The organism is Arthrobacter sp. TJ-263, assembly GCF_058269155.1.
Map to the genome: position 1 here is coordinate 1,974,021 of NZ_JBZCNE010000001.1, position 17,881 is coordinate 1,991,901.

General features: G+C 69.9%; 17 protein-coding genes. 6 read left to right on the forward strand and 11 right to left on the reverse strand.

Translation table 11 applies throughout. The annotated features are described in order from the left end of the window. Window position 1 precedes the first annotated feature (1 nt). Window positions 2-331: a PadR family transcriptional regulator gene (locus AC4D2F_RS09475; protein ID WP_490910314.1), complete on the reverse strand. Its 330-nt coding sequence runs from the start codon at window positions 329-331 to the stop codon at window positions 2-4. A gap of 131 nt (window positions 332-462) precedes the next feature. Here AC4D2F_RS09475 and AC4D2F_RS09480 point away from each other — a divergent pair, with 131 nt between their 5' ends. Further along, on the forward strand, window positions 463-897 hold the full coding sequence (locus AC4D2F_RS09480) for a hypothetical protein (RefSeq protein ID WP_490910315.1): 435 nt from the start codon (window positions 463-465) through the stop codon (window positions 895-897). On the opposite strand, the gene AC4D2F_RS09485 is transcribed toward AC4D2F_RS09480, so the two are convergent. Next, the gene (locus AC4D2F_RS09485; protein ID WP_490910316.1) at window positions 863-1,915 is read right to left on the reverse strand and encodes a glucose 1-dehydrogenase; all 1,053 of its coding nucleotides are present in this window, start codon (window positions 1,913-1,915) and stop codon (window positions 863-865) included. The genes AC4D2F_RS09480 and AC4D2F_RS09485 overlap by 35 nt on opposite strands. A 190-nt stretch (window positions 1,916-2,105) precedes the next feature. On the opposite strand from AC4D2F_RS09485, the gene AC4D2F_RS09490 reads away from it, so the two are divergent. Both AC4D2F_RS09490 and AC4D2F_RS09495 read left to right on the forward strand, forming a co-directional pair. Then, window positions 2,106-3,122, forward strand: coding sequence for a nitronate monooxygenase (locus AC4D2F_RS09490; RefSeq protein WP_258069865.1), 1,017 nt, complete (start codon window positions 2,106-2,108; stop codon window positions 3,120-3,122). 31 nt (window positions 3,123-3,153) lie between these two features. Next, window positions 3,154-3,894, forward strand: a complete 741-nt coding sequence (locus AC4D2F_RS09495; RefSeq protein ID WP_490910317.1) for a CPBP family intramembrane glutamic endopeptidase — start codon at window positions 3,154-3,156, stop codon at window positions 3,892-3,894. Between the two features lie 52 nt (window positions 3,895-3,946). Here the strand turns inward: AC4D2F_RS09495 and AC4D2F_RS09500 are convergent, their stop codons facing one another. From AC4D2F_RS09500 to AC4D2F_RS09530, 7 genes are all read right to left on the reverse strand, one after another. After that, entirely contained in the window at window positions 3,947-4,297 is a 351-nt protein-coding gene (locus AC4D2F_RS09500; protein WP_490910318.1) for an L-rhamnose mutarotase, read from the reverse strand. Window positions 4,298-4,314: 17 nt separating this feature from the next. Further along, window positions 4,315-5,784, reverse strand: coding sequence for an arabinose isomerase (locus AC4D2F_RS09505; RefSeq protein ID WP_490910319.1), 1,470 nt, complete (start codon window positions 5,782-5,784; stop codon window positions 4,315-4,317). Window positions 5,785-5,862: 78 nt separating this feature from the next. Beyond that, window positions 5,863-6,924 carry a rhamnose ABC transporter substrate-binding protein gene (rhaS, locus tag AC4D2F_RS09510; RefSeq protein ID WP_181033627.1) on the reverse strand — a complete coding sequence of 354 codons (1,062 nt, stop codon included), beginning with the start codon at window positions 6,922-6,924 and terminating at the stop codon, window positions 5,863-5,865. Window positions 6,925-6,984: 60 nt separating this feature from the next. Further along, a complete protein-coding gene (locus AC4D2F_RS09515; protein ID WP_490910320.1) occupies window positions 6,985-8,175 on the reverse strand; it encodes an ABC transporter permease in 1,191 nt (396 codons plus the stop codon). Beyond that, on the reverse strand, window positions 8,168-9,211 hold the full coding sequence (locus tag AC4D2F_RS09520; RefSeq protein ID WP_104167760.1) for an ABC transporter permease: 1,044 nt from the start codon (window positions 9,209-9,211) through the stop codon (window positions 8,168-8,170). The genes AC4D2F_RS09515 and AC4D2F_RS09520 overlap by 8 nt, the downstream gene beginning before the upstream one ends. Next, window positions 9,208-10,761: a sugar ABC transporter ATP-binding protein gene (locus AC4D2F_RS09525; RefSeq protein ID WP_490910321.1), complete on the reverse strand. Its 1,554-nt coding sequence runs from the start codon at window positions 10,759-10,761 to the stop codon at window positions 9,208-9,210. The genes AC4D2F_RS09520 and AC4D2F_RS09525 overlap by 4 nt, the downstream gene beginning before the upstream one ends. 125 nt (window positions 10,762-10,886) lie before the next feature. After that, window positions 10,887-11,918 carry a LacI family DNA-binding transcriptional regulator gene (locus AC4D2F_RS09530; RefSeq protein ID WP_490910322.1) on the reverse strand — a complete coding sequence of 344 codons (1,032 nt, stop codon included), beginning with the start codon at window positions 11,916-11,918 and terminating at the stop codon, window positions 10,887-10,889. A 223-nt stretch (window positions 11,919-12,141) separates the two neighbouring features. Between AC4D2F_RS09530 and rhaI the strand changes: the two genes are divergently transcribed. Genes rhaI through AC4D2F_RS09545 form a run of 3 tightly spaced genes read left to right on the forward strand, consistent with a single transcriptional unit; the run spans window position 12,142 to window position 16,878 of the window. Next, the gene (gene rhaI / locus AC4D2F_RS09535; protein WP_490910323.1) at window positions 12,142-13,308 is read left to right on the forward strand and encodes an L-rhamnose isomerase; all 1,167 of its coding nucleotides are present in this window, start codon (window positions 12,142-12,144) and stop codon (window positions 13,306-13,308) included. Then, entirely contained in the window at window positions 13,305-15,389 is a 2,085-nt protein-coding gene (locus AC4D2F_RS09540; protein ID WP_490910324.1) for a bifunctional aldolase/short-chain dehydrogenase, read from the forward strand. The genes rhaI and AC4D2F_RS09540 overlap by 4 nt, the downstream gene beginning before the upstream one ends. Before the next feature lies 1 nt (window position 15,390). Continuing rightward, window positions 15,391-16,878: a rhamnulokinase gene (locus tag AC4D2F_RS09545; protein WP_490910325.1), complete on the forward strand. Its 1,488-nt coding sequence runs from the start codon at window positions 15,391-15,393 to the stop codon at window positions 16,876-16,878. Here the strand turns inward: AC4D2F_RS09545 and AC4D2F_RS09550 are convergent. Both AC4D2F_RS09550 and AC4D2F_RS09555 read right to left on the reverse strand, forming a co-directional pair. Beyond that, the gene (locus AC4D2F_RS09550; protein ID WP_490910326.1) at window positions 16,867-17,280 is read right to left on the reverse strand and encodes a DUF2256 domain-containing protein; all 414 of its coding nucleotides are present in this window, start codon (window positions 17,278-17,280) and stop codon (window positions 16,867-16,869) included. The genes AC4D2F_RS09545 and AC4D2F_RS09550 overlap by 12 nt on opposite strands. Next, window positions 17,277-17,417, reverse strand: coding sequence for a hypothetical protein (locus AC4D2F_RS09555; RefSeq protein ID WP_490910327.1), 141 nt, complete (start codon window positions 17,415-17,417; stop codon window positions 17,277-17,279). The genes AC4D2F_RS09550 and AC4D2F_RS09555 overlap by 4 nt, the downstream gene beginning before the upstream one ends. Between the last annotated feature and the right edge of the window lie 464 nt (window positions 17,418-17,881).

Here is a 17,881-nt window from a genome sequence, read left to right on the forward strand (position 1 = left end):
GTCACCGTCCTCCTTCGCGGAGCTGTTCGAGCCGTTCCGAGAGGAAGCTCCAGGTCCTCCAGAACTCGTTGAGGTACTCCTGCCCCTGCGTGTTGAGGGAGTACACCTTGCGAGGTGGCCCCTTCTCGGAGGGCACTTTCTCGACGTCGACGAGACCGCGCTGCTCCGCGCGGATCAGGAGCGCGTAGATGGTGCCTTCCGCGATGTCCGTGAAGCCCTGATCCCTCAGCCACGCCGTGATCTCGTAGCCGTACGCCGACCTGCCGGACAGGAGTGCGAGGACGATCCCCTCGAGGGTGCCCTTCAGCATCTCCGTCGCCTGCTTGCCCATGGGCCCTCCTCAGCTACTCAGTGACGCTGTCTACTGGTACAAAGCAACACTGTGTACTGGTAGCTAGCAAGAGGGAGTAGTGGGCTTCCCGGGGGATTCTCTGGCGTGGCTGCATTCGCTACGATCCGAGCATGACCCGACGTCCGTTCCGCCGCGCCCCGCAGGGGCCGGTCGACCTCCCCGCCGCCCTCCTCGCCGTCGTCGGCGGCTTCCAGGCCGCACTGGCCGCAGGCGCGCCGTGGGGAGAAGCGGCCTACGGGGGCGCCCACCGGGGTGTACTGCCGGCGAAGTACCGGGCATCGAGCGCCGTGTCCACGCTGGTGTACGCCGCGCTGGTCCTGGTCACCCTCGGCAGGGGCCCGGGCCCGACGGCGCGTCGCCGGATCCTCACGGCGGCGTCCGGACTCATGATGGTCGGCACGGTGATGAACCTCGCGTCGCGGTCCCGGATCGAACGGCTGGTGTGGACGCCGGTGGCGGGGACCCTCGCGGTCACGCTGCGGCGCGCGGCCCGCGCACCCCGTACGGGGGTTACGTCGGGTCCTGGAAATCCAGGACGACCTTGACGTCGTCGTCGTGCTGCTCGAAGGCGTCCCGGAAGTCGTCGATCCTCACCCGTCGCGTGATCATCCGCTCCAGCCAGGACTCGTCGGCTGCTGCGAGAGCTGCGGCCGCTGACGTGTAGTGCCGCTTGTTCGCGTTGACGGTACCGAAGATGACCTCGTTCTGGAGGACGGTGGTGCGGTTGAGATCGCCGATGTCCGTGGGGGTCTTCCCGCCGACCCCGGAGATCCCGGTCAGACAGGTGATCGAATTCTGCCCTCCCCCGGTGATGGCCTCGAGGATGACCGGGGCGACGCCGGTGCATTCGATGATGACATCGGGACGCACCTGCGAGTGCTGCAACGAGTCCGTGTGATAGACGGCGCCGAGGTCGCGCACCAGTCCGGGCTTCGGCCCCTCCGTGATGAGGTCGTACACATGTACTTCCAGTCCGCGCTGGATACCGAGAAGCGCTGCCAGGAGGCCGACGGGACCCGCTCCGGTCACAGCAACGGTTTCCGGCGCGAAGTAGGCCCTCTGGCCGATCCGCTCGATCTGCTCCCACGCCTTGCAGACGACGGTCGTCGGTTCTAGGAGCACACCGACCCGCTGCAGGGCGGGGTCCAGCTTCACCAGGGCGTCCGCCTGGCCCCGCCACTGCTGGCGGGCGAACCCGTCGAGTTCCTTGATGCCATGTTCTGCATAGCGGCCGTTCAGGCACATGTCCCACTCGCCCGCGGCGCACGCCCCACACGGAACCGGGTCAGGCCTTCGGACGATGCCGACCACGATATCGCCCGGCGCCAGATCCGAGCCGGCAGGGGCCTCAGCAACCCGGCCCAGATTCTCATGCCCCAACACCAGGTGGTCCTGTCCCGGAGGAGCGACACCGAAGTCGCCGGCGACGATCTCGGAATCGGTTCCGCACAACCCCACCGACAACGTGTCGACGAGCACGTCGCCCTCCTCGGGGGGCGGCGCGGCAATGTCACGCAGCTCCAGTGAGTCCGCCACCCCGGGGGTGACCGTCAACGCACGCACGCTCTTCTCCTTCCGCTGGTCTGCCGGCAGGTGCCGATCCCTATCATCCGAAAGTCGGTGGCGGAAGCGCAGGCGGATGAAGCGACAGGAGACATCTTGACAGGGGCGCCTGCAGCGATGCTCGAGGCAAGGAACCGTCCCGCGCCGGTGGCGGGTGCTCCTGCCGACGATGGGCACTACCGTGGTCCTCGTGCTTGCCTCTGATCTATCCTCGCTGCGTCGGCCGATCATCGGCGCGCCCATGGCCGGAGGGCCCTCCACCCCTGAGCTGGTAGCAGCGGTCACCAATGCGGGTGGCCTGGGGTTCCTTGCCGGCGGGTACAAGTCGCCGGATCACCTCGCCCAGCAGATCAGCGCCACCCGGACCCTTACCGGGGGCCCGGTGGGGGTGAACCTCTTCGTCGTGTCCGCGGACGACGCGGACGGGAAGGAGCTCGAGGCATACCGCCAGGAGCTCCAGGTGGAGGCGGACCGGCACGGGGTCGAACTCGGACGGCCCCGCTGGGACGACGATGCGTGGGAGGGCAAGCTCGACGTCGTGCGCGCGGCGAAGCCGGAAATGGTTTCCTTCACGTTCGGCTGCCCGGCCGCCGCCATCCTGCGCGACCTCGACGAGCTGGGGATCCTCACCGCGGTGACCGTCACGGATGCTGCTGAAGCACGCACCGCTGCAGGCAACGGCGCCCAGGTCCTCGTGGTGCAGGGACCCGGAGCCGGAGGCCATCGCGCGACCTTCGATCCTGCCGCCGAACCCGGTACCCATCCGCTGACCGAACTTCTCGCCACCATCAGGACCATGACCGATCTGCCCCTGATAGCAGGCGGGGGCATCAGCACACGGCACCTCGCCACAGAGATCCTCGGTGCCGGGGCTGCTGCCGTCCACGTGGGAACGGCTCTGCTGCTGGCTGACGAGGCAGGAACAACCCCCGCGCACCGCTCGGCACTGAGGGACCCGCAGTTCACGGAGACGTCGGTCACGCGCGCGTTCACCGGACGACCGGCACGGAGCCTGCGCAACCGCTTCATGGACGACCACCCGACCACCGCCCACGCCTACCCCCACATCCACCACATGACCTCCCCCCTGCGTGCAGCCGCAGCAGTGCGCAACGATGTGCAGGCACTCCACCTCTGGGCCGGGACCGGGTACCGGCACATCCGGCAGGGCTCTGCGGCCGACATCGTCGCCGCGCTGACCCCCTGACGCGGGCCACATCATGACAGGGAGACCTCCTATGACAACCAGTCCGAGCATCGGACGAGAATCCGCGGGACGGCAGGTGAGGCCGGCAACTCTCGGTCAGGCGGCCTGGGCGCTGATGTTCGTGGTCGTCTACATCGCCGTGGTCGCCGGCACGATCGTCGTCGTCGGGCTCTCAGGCATCGTCGACTTCACCCTCGCCACCCTGCTGCCGGTGTTCCTCGTGACGGTCACGGTCGCCGCGATCCTCGCCCTCTATCTCCACCTCGTCCGCCGAAATGGCCTCCGGCCGGCCGATCTCGGCTTCCGGCGCCCCACGCCCCGGCTGTTCCACCTGCTCTGGCAGATCCCGGTCATCATCCTCGTCTGCGGCAGCCTGCAGGGCCTCTTCCTCGTCGCCCTGACCGGCCTCGGCGTGGACACGGCGTCGGCCGGAACCGCCGACCCCCTCGCGGAGATCATTACTTTGTCGGGCCCGTGGATCGCCGTCTGCTTCCTGATCATCGCCGTCCTCACCCCGCTCTGGGAGGAGGTCCTGTTCAGGGGTGCCTTCCTGGACGGATTCACCCGGCGCTTCCGGCCCGTCGTCGCGATCACCCTGTCCGCAGCGCTCTTCGCCGCGGTCCACCTCGTCCTGCTGACGTTCGTCTACCTCTTCACCCTCGGCATCGCGCTGGCCCTGCTTCGACGGTTCCACCGGAACCTCTGGGCCCCGATACTCCTCCATGCCGCCAACAACGCGCTCGTCACCCTCACCGTCCTCGCCGTCGTCTGACTCAACCGGCCCACCCCGCCGTCCGGACTCGACGACGGCGCCGCCCGCAGACCTACAGCTGGTCCTCCAGGTGGAAGACCTCCTCGAGGCGGAGGAAGCCCTCATCCGGGCGACCCTCGAGCGCCACGAAGAACGGTCCCATCTCCGCCTGCCACCGGGCATTGACCTCGGTCGCGGCCATGGCGGCGTGCGACGCGGCGAAGTCCTCGCACTCCACGTACCCGATCAGCAGGCCGTCCGGGCGCAGGAACAGCGAGTAGTTGTTCCATCCGGTGTCCTTCAGCGCCCGGGCCATGTCCGGCCAGATCGCCGCGTGGCGCTCCCGGTACTCGGGGATGCGCTCGGGCCGGACCTGCAGCTGGAAGCAGACGCGTTCCATGGGTCTCCGTTCGTCGTCGTTCATGTCGCGGGTGGGAAGGATCAGAGCGAGACGTGGCGGTGCTCGACGCCGAGCAGGGACGCCGCGGCCTTCACATCGGCGGCCCGATGGCCCACGCACAGCGCCCAGTGGTGGCCGACGCCGGTCCGGCTCCACTCGTCCACCCACACCCCGGGGTCTCCCCCGAAGTCCACGCGCGACGTCGTGTTCCCGATCGCGAGCAGCGAGCCGGGGACAACAGTGCCCTCGGAGGTGACGAAGACGTAGGAGCCGTCCGGGTCCTGCCCGATGCCGAACGTCGTCACCGGTCCCTGCCGGACGTCGAACTCGACGGACACGCCCCAGCCCCGCTTGCCGTGATAGACGCCGAGCCCGCGCAGCAGCGGCCGGGCGGCGCTGACCGCGAGGTGCGCCGGGCCGTCGTGCCCCATCTCCACCACGCCGTCGAAGAAGTTCAGGGCCTGGATCTCCGTGAAGGACCCGCCGGCGCCCATCGCCTGCGAAGCGAGCATCGCGATCGAGGTCCGCAGCTCGTACTCCCCCGCCATGGGGACACCACGGGCCGTGAGGATCGACGCGCCGAGGATCATGCCCGCCCCGAGCCGTTCGTGCTGCTCCCCCGCGAGACCGCGGTGGTAGTAGGCGAGGGAGTCGAGGTCGAACTCCGAGACGAGCCGGTCGAGCCCCACCGAGACCTTCGCGCCCCACGCGAAGTCGTCGTCGTCCACGGATCCGTCCACGGTGAACAGGCTGCGCGCGAGATCCACGCGCTCCCGGACCTGGCTCTCCGTGACCTCCCCGACGAACTCGCGCAGGTCGTCGAACTCGACCACCTCCACGTGGGAGCCGAACGTCGTCGAGACCGTGGTGAGATCGGTGGAGACGTCCAGCATGCCCGGGTACAGGTGTCCCATGAGGCCGTGGCGGGCGTGCCGGAGCCGGCCCCGCACGCCCGCCGCGTGGACCCACCGGCCGATGCGCTCCCAGGCGGACTCCTGCTTCAGGTGCCCGGACACCGAGCGGAAGGGGATGCCCGCACGCCCGAAGACGTTCGCGACCTCCGGGACGGGGCACTGCCCGCAGTAGGCGAGCCACCGGCCGGTGTCGAAGTTCGCGTGATCCATGGCCTCCGTGGGTTGCAGGTCGATCACGAGGACCGGGGTCTGCGAGCGCTGGGCGATCGGGAGCACCATGGAGGACGTCAGGTAGGTGGTGAGAAAGATGACGATCAGGTCGCAGTCCGCGCGCCGGAGCTCCTCGGCCGCCCCGGCCGCCTCCCGCGCGTCGGACACGAAGCCGACGTCGGTCACGTCGGCGTCGAGCGCCTCGAAGCGTGAGGTGACGTACCGCACCGATTCCCGCAGCTGGGGCAGGAGGTCGGGGAACTGCGGCCAGTATGCTCCGAGTCCCCCGGAGACGAGTCCGAGGCGCGTGGGACGACGGCGGACCGGCTCGAGCCGGCCCGGGAGCGCAAGGGGCGTGTCGGGTCCTGCCGCGGAATCGGTGGTCATGGGCGTGCTCCTCAGGTGGAGGGTCGGAATCCCGCGGGAAGGGCGGGGCATCCGAGGACGCCCCGCCCTGCTCGGCGGCTAGAAGTCGTAGTCGTCGATGTTGTCCGCATTGAACTGCGTGGGCGGACCGACCAGCACGATCCCGCCGTCGCCGATCTCACGCTCGCCGAGCTCGCCGGCCTCGAACGTGTCGCCGGCCTCCCCGGTGATGTCGCCGTCGGCCAGTGCCTTGCCCGCGAAGGCCGCGACGTAGCCGAGCTGCGCCGGATCCCAGAGCGCGAACTCGGTGACGGTGCCGTCCTTCACGAACGGCCGCATCTCGTTCGGCAGGCCGAGGCCCGTCAGTGCGACCTCGCCCTTGTACTCGGAGGTGGAGAGGTACCGGGCGGTCGCGGCGATGCCGACCGTGGTGGGAGAGATGATGCCCTTCAGGTCCGGGTAGGCCTGCAGGAGCCCCTGCGCCTCCTGGAAGGACTTCGTGTCGTCGTCGTCGCCGTAGACCTTCGCGACGAGCTCGATCTCCGCGTAGTCGGGGTTGGACGCCAGTTCCTCCTCCATGAACTTGATCCACTCGTTCTGGTTCGTGGCGTTCGCGGTGGCGGAGAGGATGGCGATCTCCCCCGCTCCACCGATCTGCTCGGAGATGAGCTCGAGCTGGATCAGCGCCACCTCCTTCGCGTCCACCTGGCTGACGAAGAGGTCGCGGTAGTCGGGGTTGGTGTCGGAGTCGAACGCCACGATCTTCGCGCCGGCGGTACGGGCCTCCTCGAGGGCGGGGCCCACGGCATCGGGATCATTGGCGGCGATCACGATCACGTTGGTGCCGCGCTGCGTCTCGGCGTTGATGAAGGACACCTGGCTCGATGCGCTGGCGTCCAGCGGGCCCACCACCTCCGAGGACGCGAAACCGGCCTCCGAGGCGCCGTCCTCACCGCCGCCCAGCACCACGTCGGTGTAGGGGTTGTTGAGCTGCTTGGGGATGAAGGTGATCGTCTGCTCGCCTTCCGACCCGCTGCCGCCCTCTCCACCGCTGTCGGAGCCGGTGTCGCCGCCGCAGGCGCTGAGGACGAGCGCGGCGCTCGTGGCGAGGGCCGCGACGGCCATCCGCCGTCGGGTGGATCCGGAATGGATGAACCTCATTGTTTCTTCCTTTCGATGTGCGCTGGGAACCAGTCGCCGGTGCAACCCCAGGGGGACGGCCTAGGGAAGTGGTGCGGTGCGGACACGCCTGGCGTGGCGTGCCTCGCGGATGGCGGACGCGATGTTGGGCGCCACCACCGAGATGATGAGCAGGGAGCCCGTGACGATGATGAGGACCACCTCGGAGACGCGGTCCAGCTTGAGTGCGTAGTTGATGGTGCCGATCAGCAGCACCCCGGCCAGGACCCCGGGGATGGACCCCTTGCCGCCGAAGATCGAGACTCCGCCGAGCAGCACCGCGGCGATCACCGCGAGTTCCAGGCCGCTCGCGTTGTCGCTCCGGGCGCTCGAGTACCGGAGCGTCCAGTAGATGCCGGCGAGCGCGGACACCGTGCCGGTGGCCAGGTACAGCAGGAACTTGGACCGGGCGACGTCGATGCCGACGAACGTCGCGGCCTCCCTGCTGTACCCGAGGGCGAAGAGCCCCCGGCCGAAGGGCGTGAAGTGCAGGACGACGGCGAACGCGACGATGAGCACGACGACGCCGATCATGACCGTCGGGATGCCGGTGCCGCCGATCTTCGAGGTAGCGAAGGCGGTGAGCCCGGGCGGGAAGTTCGCCACGGCGTTGTCGCCGATCACCACGAGCGCGAGGCCGCGGAAGAGCGCCAGCGTGCCGATGGTCACCGCCAGGGACGGTAGCCCGAGATAGGCGATGAGCACTCCGTTGAAGGCTCCCGCGACGAGTCCCGCCAGCAGGCACACCACCAGGATGAGCGCGATCGGCATGCCGCCCTGCCAGAGGACACCCATGAGGGCGCTGGTCAGCCCGGCGATGCTCGCGACCGAGAGGTCGATCTCCCCGGAGATGATGACGAGCGTCATCGGCAGCGCGATGAGCAGGGTCGGGATGACGTCGAGGAGCAGGAACCCCACGGTGACCGGTGACGCGAACCGCGGGATCGTGAGGCAGGCGTAGAGCACGACGACGATGAGCACGTAGATCATGACGGCGTCGCGCCCGAGGAGGATCCGCGCGGCGCCCGTACGCCCCTTCGGGATGGCGAGCACCTTCGTGGTGTCGGCCTTCCGCCCCGCCGGACGCGCCTGCTTCGGCTGCTTCTCCTCGGGGGTCCTGGTGCCTGGGGCGGACATGCGCCTGCCTTTCGCTGGGGTGCCGTTCTCCGGCGGGTGGCCTTCGGTCGGGGTGGCGTTCTGCGCACCGGGCTGGTCGTCGAGGCGGTCAGACATTGCGGGCCTCCGCGATCCGGAGCTTGCGGGCGGACCGGACACTGGCGATGCGGTCGATGACGACGGCGGCGAGGATCAGGACGCCGACGATGGCCTGCTGCCAGAACTTGTCGACGCGCAGCGCCGTCAGGGCGCTGGTGATCGTGGTCAGGAGGAGGGCGCCGATCGCGGCGCCGAGCACGGTGCCGCTGCCGCCGAAGATCGCGACGCCGCCGACCACCGCGGCGGCGACGACGTCGAGCTCGAGGCCCGCCCCCGTCGTCGCGCCCACCGAGTTGAAGCGGCTGGCGTACAGGACGCCGGCCAGGCCGGCCAGCAGTCCGTTGACCACGAAGGCGAGCAGGACGCGGCGGGTCACCGGGATGCCGAACAGGCGGGCGGCGTCGGGGTCCGACCCGATGGCGTACAGGTCCCGTCCCTGCCGGGTGCCGAGCATGTAGACCGCGACGATCGCGACGACGCCCACCGCGATGAGCGTGATCAGGGGGAACCCGAGGAACGTGTCCACGGACAGGTCGCCGAACGCCTGGGGCCGGTCGCCGGCGAAGTACTGGGTACCACCGGCCCAGGCGTTGTTGATGCCCCGATAGATGTAGAGCGTGCCGAGCGTGATGACGAGGGCCGGGACCTTCGCGATGGTGATGAGGAGACCGTTGAACGCGCCGAGGGCGGCGCCGAGGAGCATCCCGAGGACGAAGACCACGACGATCGGCACATCGGGCGCGGCGGCGAAGAGGCTGCCGGTCCCGAAGGCCACGAGCCCGAGGATGGATCCGACGGACAGGTCGATGTTCCGGGTGATGATCACGAGGGTCTGACCGACGGCCAGGATCATCAGGATGGTCGCGTTGAGCAGCAGGTCCTTGATGCCCTGTTCACTGAGGAACAGCGGGTTCAGCGCCGCGGTCACGGCGACGAGCAGCACCAGGGCGAGGATCACCGGGAGTTCGCGGAGCTTCAGGAGCGAGGCGAGGACCGAGGTCCTCTCGTGTCCGGGAGCCGGGCGGGCGGGCGCGTTCTTGCTGTCGAGGCTCATCGCGAGGACTCCAGGGATGCTGTTGCGGCATGCATGACGGTTTCTGCGGTGGCCTCTGCGCGGTCGAGTCGCCCGGTGATCCGGCCCTCCCGCATGACCAGCACGCGGTCGGCCATGCCCAGCACCTCGGGCAGCTCGGAGGAGATCATGAGGATCGCGATGCCCCGTCCCGCCAGCTCGGAGATGAGGCGGTGCACCTCCGCCTTGGTCCCGACGTCGATGCCGCGCGTCGGCTCGTCGATGATCAGGAGTTTCGGGTCCGTGGCGAGCCACTTCGCGAGGACGACCTTCTGCTGGTTCCCACCTGACAGGGTGGAGACGGCGTGTTCGGGTGAGCCCGCCTTCACCTGCAGCCTCCTGCCCCAGGTCTCGGCGGCCTCGCGCTCGGCACGCGCCCTGATGATGCCGAACCGCGCGAGGGAGTGACGGAGCGTCAGGGCCGTGTTGCGCTCGACCGACAGGTCCATGACGAGCCCCTGCTTCCGGCGGTCCTCCGGGACGAAGCCGATCCCGGCGTCGATCGCGGCACGCGGGTCCTTGCGGCGCAGCGGCGTGCCGGCCATCCGGACGGTGCCCGACTCGTAGCGGTCGATCCCGAACACGGCGCGGGCCACCTCGGTGCGCCCGGCTCCCACCAGCCCGGACAGTGCGACGATCTCGCCCGCGCGCACCTCGAAGTCGATGTCGTGGAAGACGCCCGGCCGGGTCAGTCCCTCGACCTCCAGGATGACGTCGCCGGCCTCCGTCTCGGTCTTCGGGAACAGGGCGTCGATGTCGCGTCCCACCATCTCCCGGACGATCGCCTCCACGGACGTGGCCGGCGTCTCGTGGGTAGCGATGTAGGCGCCGTCCCGCATGACCGTGATGCGGTCGCACAGGCCGAAGACCTCGTCGAAACGGTGGGAGATGAACAGGATGCCGCTGCCGGCGTCTCGCAGGCGTCGGGCGACGGCGAACAGGCGGTCCACCTCGACGCCGCTGAGCGCCGCCGTGGGCTCGTCCATGACGAGGATGCGGGCATCGAGGGAGATGGCCTTGGCGATCTCGATGATCTGCTGGTCGGCGATGGACAGTCCCTCGGCCACGCGATCGGGGTCGATCGGGACACCGAGCTGGCCGAACAGCTCCCTCGCGCGGCGCCGCATCTCGACGCGGCTGATGAGGCCGAAACGGCCCCGGGGCTGCCGCCCGATGAAGATGTTCTCGGCGACCGTGAGATCGGGGAAGAGCGTGGGTTCCTGGTAGATGACGGAGATCCCGGCAGCCTTGCTGTCGGCGACGTTGCGGAAGCTGACGCTCTGCCCGCCGACGAGGAACTCCCCCGCGTCCGGGTGGTGCACCCCCGCCAGGATCTTCACGAGGGTGGACTTCCCGGCGCCGTTCTCACCGACCAGCGCGTGGATCTCGCCTGCCGCCAGGTCGATGGTGCCGTCGGCGAGGGCGACGACCGGACCGAAGGTCTTCAGCGCCCCGCGGAGCGCCAACACGGGGGTCCGCCCCGGTGCGGACGGGTCCGTGGCGTCACTGCCAGGGCCATCAGGGTGCGTCACTGCGACTCCTCGGGAAGAAATGAATCGTTTCAGATTCGATGTCCTCGAATAGTAGGCGCGACCCACAGGGCCGTCAACAGGCCGAGATCGGACTGTGACCCCGGCGCGACCGCGGGGTCGACCCGTCAGCCGGGGGCGTGGACCCGGGCCTGCGTGCTGCGGCGTTCCACGAGTTCGGGATCGAAGATCACCTGGCGCCGGCGGGCGGTGGGCCCCTCGATCTCCTCGAGGAGCAGCTCGACGGCGGTGCGCCCCATGAGCTCGGTCGGTTTGCGGACGCTCGTCAGCGGGACCACCGTGGAGGCGGAGAAATCGATGTCGTCGTACCCGATGAGCGCGAGGTCCTCGGGGATCCGGAGGCCGCGGATCAGCAGGACAGCCTGCATGACGCCGATCGCGAGGAGGTCGTTGGCGCAGAAGATGCCGTCCGGCAGCTCCTCGTGCCGGCGCCGGGCGATGGTCTCCCCGACGTCCCGGCCGGCCAGGACCGTCATGGCATCGGCTTCGAGGACCTCCAGCACGGCGCCGTCGTGCTCCGCGATCGCCTGGCGGGCACCCGCCAGACGGTCCGCGACCTGGCGGTAGTCGGCCCTGGTCCCCACGAACGCTATCCGCCGCCGGCCCGCCTCGAGCAGGTGCCGGACGGCGATGTAGCCGCCAGCGACATCGTCCACGGACACCGAGCTGCAGCGTCGCTGTGGGTCGACGCGGTCCACGAGTACCACGGGCATGCCCCGCTGGCGCAGCGCCTCGACGCGTGGGCCCACATCCCCGACCGGCGAGATGAGCATGCCCTGCACACGCTGCTGCTCGAAGACGTCGATGTACCGGGCCTCGCGCTCCGCGTCCTGGCCGCTGTCGCCGAGCACCACAGTGCTCCCGTTCTCGGCAGCACAGTCCTCTGCCGCGCGGGCGAGCGAGGAGAAGAAGGGATTCCCGACGTCGAGCACCACCAGGCCGATGGTGCGGCTCTGGCCCGCCCTCAACTGCCGGGCGGCGTCGTTCCGCACGAAGCCGAGCCCGTCGATCGCGGCCTGCACGCGCTCGCGGGTGGCCGTGGAGACGCGCGCAGGATGGTTCAGCACGTTCGAGACGGTTCCGACCGCCACTCCGGCCCTGTCCGCGACGTCCTTGATGCTGACTGGTCGGCTGCTCATGGGGACTCCGGCTGTCTCGGAGGTCTCGTCGCGCGTCGGCGGGGCGCCGACAGGACGGTTGACACTCGGTCTCCCGCAAGGATAGCTTTGAAACGTGCTAATGAAACGATTCAAAAGCACGGCGCATCCCCTTCCTCGTCTGGGCCCTGTCCGGACGGGCGACAGAACCCGAGAATCACCGCCGGTGGAATGAAGCACCCGGCCCGCACGCTGGAGAGAGTACATGACTGTCATCGACGACATCGCGGCAGAGCTGGACCAGCTCGCCATCGAGGTGCCCTCCTGGGCCTACGGCAATTCCGGGACCCGGTTCAAGGTGTTCGCGACGCCCGGCACGCCGCGCACCGTCCACGAGAAGATCGCCGATGCCGGCATGGTCAACCGACTGACCGGCCTTGCCCCGAGCGTGGCCCTCCACATCCCCTGGGACAGGGTCGACGACTACGCGAGCCTCGCCGCGCATGCCGGCGAGCACGGCGTACGGCTCGGCACCATCAACAGCAACACGTTCCAGGACGACGACTACAAGTTCGGCAGCCTGACGCACAGCGACGCCGCCGTGCGGAACAAGGCGATCGACCACATGTACGAATGCATCGAGGTCATGAACGTCACCGGCTCCCGCGACCTGAAGATCTGGCTCGCGGACGGCTCGAACTACCCGGGGCAGGCCGACATGCGCTCCCGGCAGGACTGGCTGCAGGACTCCCTGCGGAAGGTCTACGACCGCCTCGGCGAGGGCCAGCGGCTGGTGCTCGAGTACAAGTTTTTCGAGCCGGCGTTCTATCACACGGACGTCCCCGACTGGGGTACCTCCTACGCCCACTGCCAGCAGCTCGGCGACAAGGCCCTCGTCTGCCTCGACACGGGCCACCACGCGCCCGGGACCAACATCGAGTTCATCGTGGCGCAGCTGATCCGCCTCGGGAAGCTCGGCTCCTTCGACTTCAACTCCCGCTTCTACGCGGACGACGACCTCATCGTCGGGGCGGCGGACCCGTTCCAGCTCTTCCGCATCATGGCCGAGGTGATCCGCGGCGGCGGCCTCGACCCGTCCAGCGGGATCGCCCTCATGCTCGACCAGTGCCACAACCTCGAGGAGAAGATCCCCGGGCAGATCCGCTCGGTGCTGAACGTGCAGGAGATGACGGCGCGCGCCCTGCTCATCGACCGCCCCGCCCTCACCGCAGCGCAGGAGGCCGGCGACGTCCTCGGCGCCAACGCCCTTCTGATGGACGCCTTCTACACCGACGTCCGCCCGGGCCTGGCCCGGTGGCGCGAGTCGAAGGGACTCCCTGCGGATCCCCTGACCGCGTACCGCGACAGTGGATACCAGGACCGGATCAACACCGAACGGCAGGGCGGCCAGCAGGCCGGATGGGGAGCATGACAGTGACGACGAAGCAGCCGACGACGGCCACACCTACCAACGGCACAGCCAACCAGACCGTCAGCGACCTCATCGGGCGCTCCAACCGGCTCGGCGCCGACAAGCGCACCACGAACTACGCCGGCGGCAACACCTCCGCCAAGGGCACGGGCGTCGATCCCGTCACGGGCGAGGACGTGGAGCTGCTCTGGGTCAAGGGATCCGGAGGTGACCTCGGCACGCTCACGGAGTCCGGGCTCGCCGTCCTGCGGCTCGACCGCCTGCAGTCCCTGCGCTCCGTGTACCCGGGGGTCGAGCGCGAGGACGAGATGGTCGCCGCGTTCGACTACACCCTCCACGGAAAGGGCGGGGCGGCGCCGTCCATCGACACCGCCATGCACGGGCTCGTCGACGCCGCGCACGTGGACCATCTGCACCCCGATTCCGGGATCGCCGTCGCGACCGCGGCGGACGGCGAGGCCCTGACCAGCACCATCTTCGGGCCGAAGGTGGTCTGGGTGCCCTGGCGGCGGCCCGGTTTCCAGCTCGGCCTCGACATCGCCGCCCTCAAGGAGGCGAACCCCGAAGCCATCGGCACCATCCTCGGCGGCCACGGCATCACCGCCTGGGGCGACACGTCAGCGGAGGCCGAGGCGAACTCCCTGTGGATCATCGAGGCGGCGGAGCGGTACATCGCCGAGCACGGCCGTCCGGAACCCTTCGGGCCGGCGCAAGAGGGCTATGCCGCACTGCCCGAGGAGGAGCGCCGGGCGAAGGCCGCGGCCCTCGCGCCGACCATCCGTGGTCTCGCCTCCACGGACAAGGCACAGGTGGGCCACTTCACCGACGATCCCCGCGTCCTCGACTTCCTCGCGTCCACCGGGCACCCGCGCCTCGGGGCGCTCGGGACCAGCTGCCCCGACCACTTCCTGCGCACCAAGGTGAAGCCGCTGATCCTCGACCTGCCGGCGGACGCCGACGTCGAGAGCTGCCTGCTGCGCCTGCGCGAACTGCACGCTCGATACCGCGCGGACTACGCCGCCTACTACGACCGCCATGCGACGCCGGACTCCCCTGCCATGCGCGGCGCGGACCCGGCGATCGTGCTGGTGCCCGGCGTCGGCATGTTCTCCTACGGCGCCACCAAGCAGACCGCCCGCGTCGCCGGGGAGTTCTACCTCAACGCCATCAACGTCATGCGAGGCGCCGAAGCCATCTCGACCTACGCGCCGATCGAGGAGAGCGAGAAGTTCCGCATCGAGTACTGGGCCCTCGAGGAGGCCAAGCTCGCGCGCATGCCGAAACCGAAATCCCACGCGGGGCGCATCGCCCTGGTGACGGGAGCGGCGTCGGGCATCGGCAAGGCCATCGCCACGCGCCTCGCCGCGGAGGGCGCCTGCGTCGTCATCGCGGACCTGGACATCGACAGCGCGAGCAGGGTCGCCGAGGATCTCGGCGGGTCCGACGTCGCCATCGGCGTGCAGGCCGACGTCACCGATCCGGCCCGGGTGCTTCAGGCCGTGAAGGCCGCCGTGCTGGCGTTCGGCGGACTCGACCTCGTGGTCAACAATGCCGGGCTGTCCATCTCCAAGCCGCTCCTGGAAACCACCGAGAAGGACTGGGACCTGCAGCACGACGTCATGGCGAAGGGGTCCTTCCTCATGTCGCAGGCAGCCGCGAGGGTGCTGATCGAACAGGACATGGGCGGGGACATCATCTACATCTCCTCCAAGAACTCCGTGTTCGCCGGGCCCAACAACATCGCCTACAGTGCCACGAAGGCGGACCAGGCCCACCAGGTGCGCCTCCTCGCCGCCGAGCTCGGGGGGTACGGGGTGCGCGTCAACGGCATCAACCCGGACGGCGTGGTCCGCGGTTCCGGCATCTTCGCCGGCGGCTGGGGTGCCAAGCGGGCAGCGGTCTACGGTGTGGAGGAGGAGAAGCTGGGCGAGTACTACGCCCAGCGGACGCTGCTCAAGCGCGAAGTGCTGCCGGAGAACGTCGCCAATGCCGTGGCCGTCCTGACCTCCGCCGAACTCTCGCACACCACGGGGCTGCACATCCCCGTGGACGCGGGCGTCGCCGCGGCGTTCCTGCGCTGACATGGCGGTCGACCCGACACCGGTGTTCGTGGCCGTGGACATCGGGGCGTCCTCCGGCCGGGTGATCCTCGGCAGGCTCACGGACGCCGGTCCGGAGCTCGAAACCGTCCATCGCTTCCCCAACGGCGCGCATTTCCTCGGCGGCGCCCTGCGGTGGGACATCGAGGCGCTCTTCGCGGAGGTACTGACGGGTCTCCGTCTGGCAGGTGAGGCCGCGGCGCGGGCGGGTGGCACCGTGGCGAGCATCGGCATCGACACGTGGGCGGTGGACTACGGGCTCGTCGACGACGCCGGCACGCTCCGGCATCTGCCCTTCAGCTACCGGGACGACCGCACCGCGGCGAGCATCGCCGTCGTGCATGGTGCCGTGCCGCCCGAGCGGCTGTACGCGCGCACCGGGCTGCAGTTCCTGCCGTTCAACACGGTCTACCAGCTCGCCGCCGAGCGGTCGCTCGAGGGTGTCCAGGCGCTGCTCATCCCCGACCTGCTCGCGTACCGGCTGACCGGCGAGCGCCGCACGGAAGCCACGAACGCCTCCACCACGGGACTGCTCGACGCCGCCACCGGCACCTGGGCGGCCGATCTCTTCGACCCGCTCGGCCTGCCCCCGGAACTCTTCCCGCCGCTCGTCGAACCCGGCACGGTGGTCGGCCGCCTGCTGCCGGCCGTCGCGTCGGCGACGGGCCTCCCGGCGGCCACCGCCGTCGTCGCCGTCGGGTCGCACGACACCGCCTCCGCCGTCGCCGCGGTCCCCGCGGACTCCCCGCACTTCGCGTACATCTCCTCGGGCACGTGGTCGCTCGTCGGCGTCGAGCTCGACGCCCCCATCCTGACCGGGGAGAGCCGCGCCGCGAACTTCACCAACGAGCGGGGCGTCGACGGGACCATCCGCTACCTGCGCAACACCGGCGGACTCTGGCTGCTGCAGGAGTGCCTGCGGGAATGGAGCATCGAAGGGCCCGAGCCCGATCTCGCCGGGCTGCTGGCCGCCGCGGCGAACCTGCCGGCCAACGGGCCGACCATCGACGCGGACAGCACCGACTTCCTGGCGCCGGACGCCATGCCCGCGCGCATCCGGCGGGCCGCCGGGGCGGGGCGGGACGTCCTGCCGACGCGGGAGGCCGTGGTCCGGTGCATCCTGGACAGCCTCGCCGCAGCCTATGCGCGGACGCTGCAGGACGCCGTCCGGCTGTCAGGACACCGCATCGACGTCCTCCACGTGGTGGGCGGAGGGTCGCAGAACACGCTGCTGTGCCAGTTGACCGCCGACCGCACGGGGCTGCCGGTCCTCGCCGGCCCGGTCGAGGCGACGGCGCTCGGCAACGTCCTGGTTCAGGCGAGGGCCGCCGGCGTGCTGGGCGCGGCTCCCGGAACCTCCGGCTCTCCCCTCGCAGGTCTACGCGCGGCCGCCCGCAGTTCGGCCCGGACCGTCCGCTACGAGCCTGCGCAGCGCGTGGCTGCGACGGAGCGGATCGCGTCAGCGAGGTGACCGCAGTGCCACGGGCCCCTTGGCCGTCGACGGATCGACGACGGCGCCGCGCTGCACCATCTCCGCGAGCCCACGGTTCACGAGGCGGCGCGCGGCGCTCCGGGCGGGCTCGTGCAGAAGACTCCCGCCCTCCTCGTCGAGGGCACGGGCGGCATCCGCTGGATCGAGGCCCTGTCCGCGCGGCAGGCTCCGGAGACGCCTCAGGAGCCAGTCCTCGAGGGCCGCGTCGATCGGCTTCACCTTGCGGGCCCGGCAGGCGTCGCTGCAGTAGAGCACCGTGTCCCAGGTCCGCTCCCACTTCTTCCGCCACTCCATGCGGCGGCCGCACGACCTGCAGAACTTCGGCTCGGTCGAAGCACCGGGACCGGGCCCCTGCGCGGGCGGTCTCACCCGCGGCGTCACGTGCGTCCGAACTCGGTGCGGACGGTGGCGAAGCCGAGCCGCACGGCGATGTCCAGGTGGCGTGCATCGGAGGCCTGCTCGACGACAGCCACCGGGCTCACCACGCCCTGCTCGTCCGCGCTGCTGTCCGTGGTCACGGCGGTCCTTCCTGCCATCCGTGCCGGTCCTGCGGCGGGCAGACGTGGGAGAGGACTGCAGCTCGGTGGTGCATCAAGCATAGGAGACGCTGCTACGCCATCAACGACGCATCACCCTCGATGCCGGCTACCTCCGCGAGCACGGGCAGCTCGGCTGCACCGCGCCCGTGCACCGCGCCCAGGTCCCCATCGTTCGACACCGCGCACGCCATCCTCGACGAGCGGACCGACCGGGCCGGCGCCCGGCCGCAACACCAACCGCCTCCACGTCGCCCTCGGGGACGACAACGACCGGACAGTGCCTCGCGAAGGAGTTCTGGCGACGATCACCGCGAATCACGACCGCAGCTTACCGCCCATGAGGCGGTGCGGGCAGAAGCCGTTCGTACCGACGACGTCGCGACCCTCGCCGGCGTCTACAACGATGGCTGTATTCGCCTACATCTGCGAGGGCCTGCCGACCG

Bases quoted from the DNA above. Each gene is read 5' to 3' on its own strand.
- AC4D2F_RS09475 (WP_490910314.1), bottom strand. From the start codon at position 331: ATGGGCAAGCAGGCGACGGAGATGCTGAAGGGCACCCTCGAGGGGATC.
- AC4D2F_RS09480 (WP_490910315.1), top strand. From the start codon at position 463: ATGACCCGACGTCCGTTCCGCCGCGCCCCGCAGGGGCCGGTCGACCTC.
- AC4D2F_RS09495 (WP_490910317.1), top strand. From the start codon at position 3,154: ATGACAACCAGTCCGAGCATCGGACGAGAATCCGCGGGACGGCAGGTG.
- AC4D2F_RS09500 (WP_490910318.1), bottom strand. From the start codon at position 4,297: ATGAACGACGACGAACGGAGACCCATGGAACGCGTCTGCTTCCAGCTG.
- AC4D2F_RS09505 (WP_490910319.1), bottom strand. From the start codon at position 5,784: ATGACCACCGATTCCGCGGCAGGACCCGACACGCCCCTTGCGCTCCCG.
- rhaS (WP_181033627.1), bottom strand. From the start codon at position 6,924: ATGAGGTTCATCCATTCCGGATCCACCCGACGGCGGATGGCCGTCGCG.
- AC4D2F_RS09515 (WP_490910320.1), bottom strand. From the start codon at position 8,175: ATGTCTGACCGCCTCGACGACCAGCCCGGTGCGCAGAACGCCACCCCG.
- AC4D2F_RS09520 (WP_104167760.1), bottom strand. From the start codon at position 9,211: ATGAGCCTCGACAGCAAGAACGCGCCCGCCCGCCCGGCTCCCGGACAC.
- AC4D2F_RS09530 (WP_490910322.1), bottom strand. From the start codon at position 11,918: ATGAGCAGCCGACCAGTCAGCATCAAGGACGTCGCGGACAGGGCCGGA.
- rhaI (WP_490910323.1), top strand. From the start codon at position 12,142: ATGACTGTCATCGACGACATCGCGGCAGAGCTGGACCAGCTCGCCATC.
- AC4D2F_RS09540 (WP_490910324.1), top strand. From the start codon at position 13,305: ATGACAGTGACGACGAAGCAGCCGACGACGGCCACACCTACCAACGGC.
- AC4D2F_RS09545 (WP_490910325.1), top strand. From the start codon at position 15,391: ATGGCGGTCGACCCGACACCGGTGTTCGTGGCCGTGGACATCGGGGCG.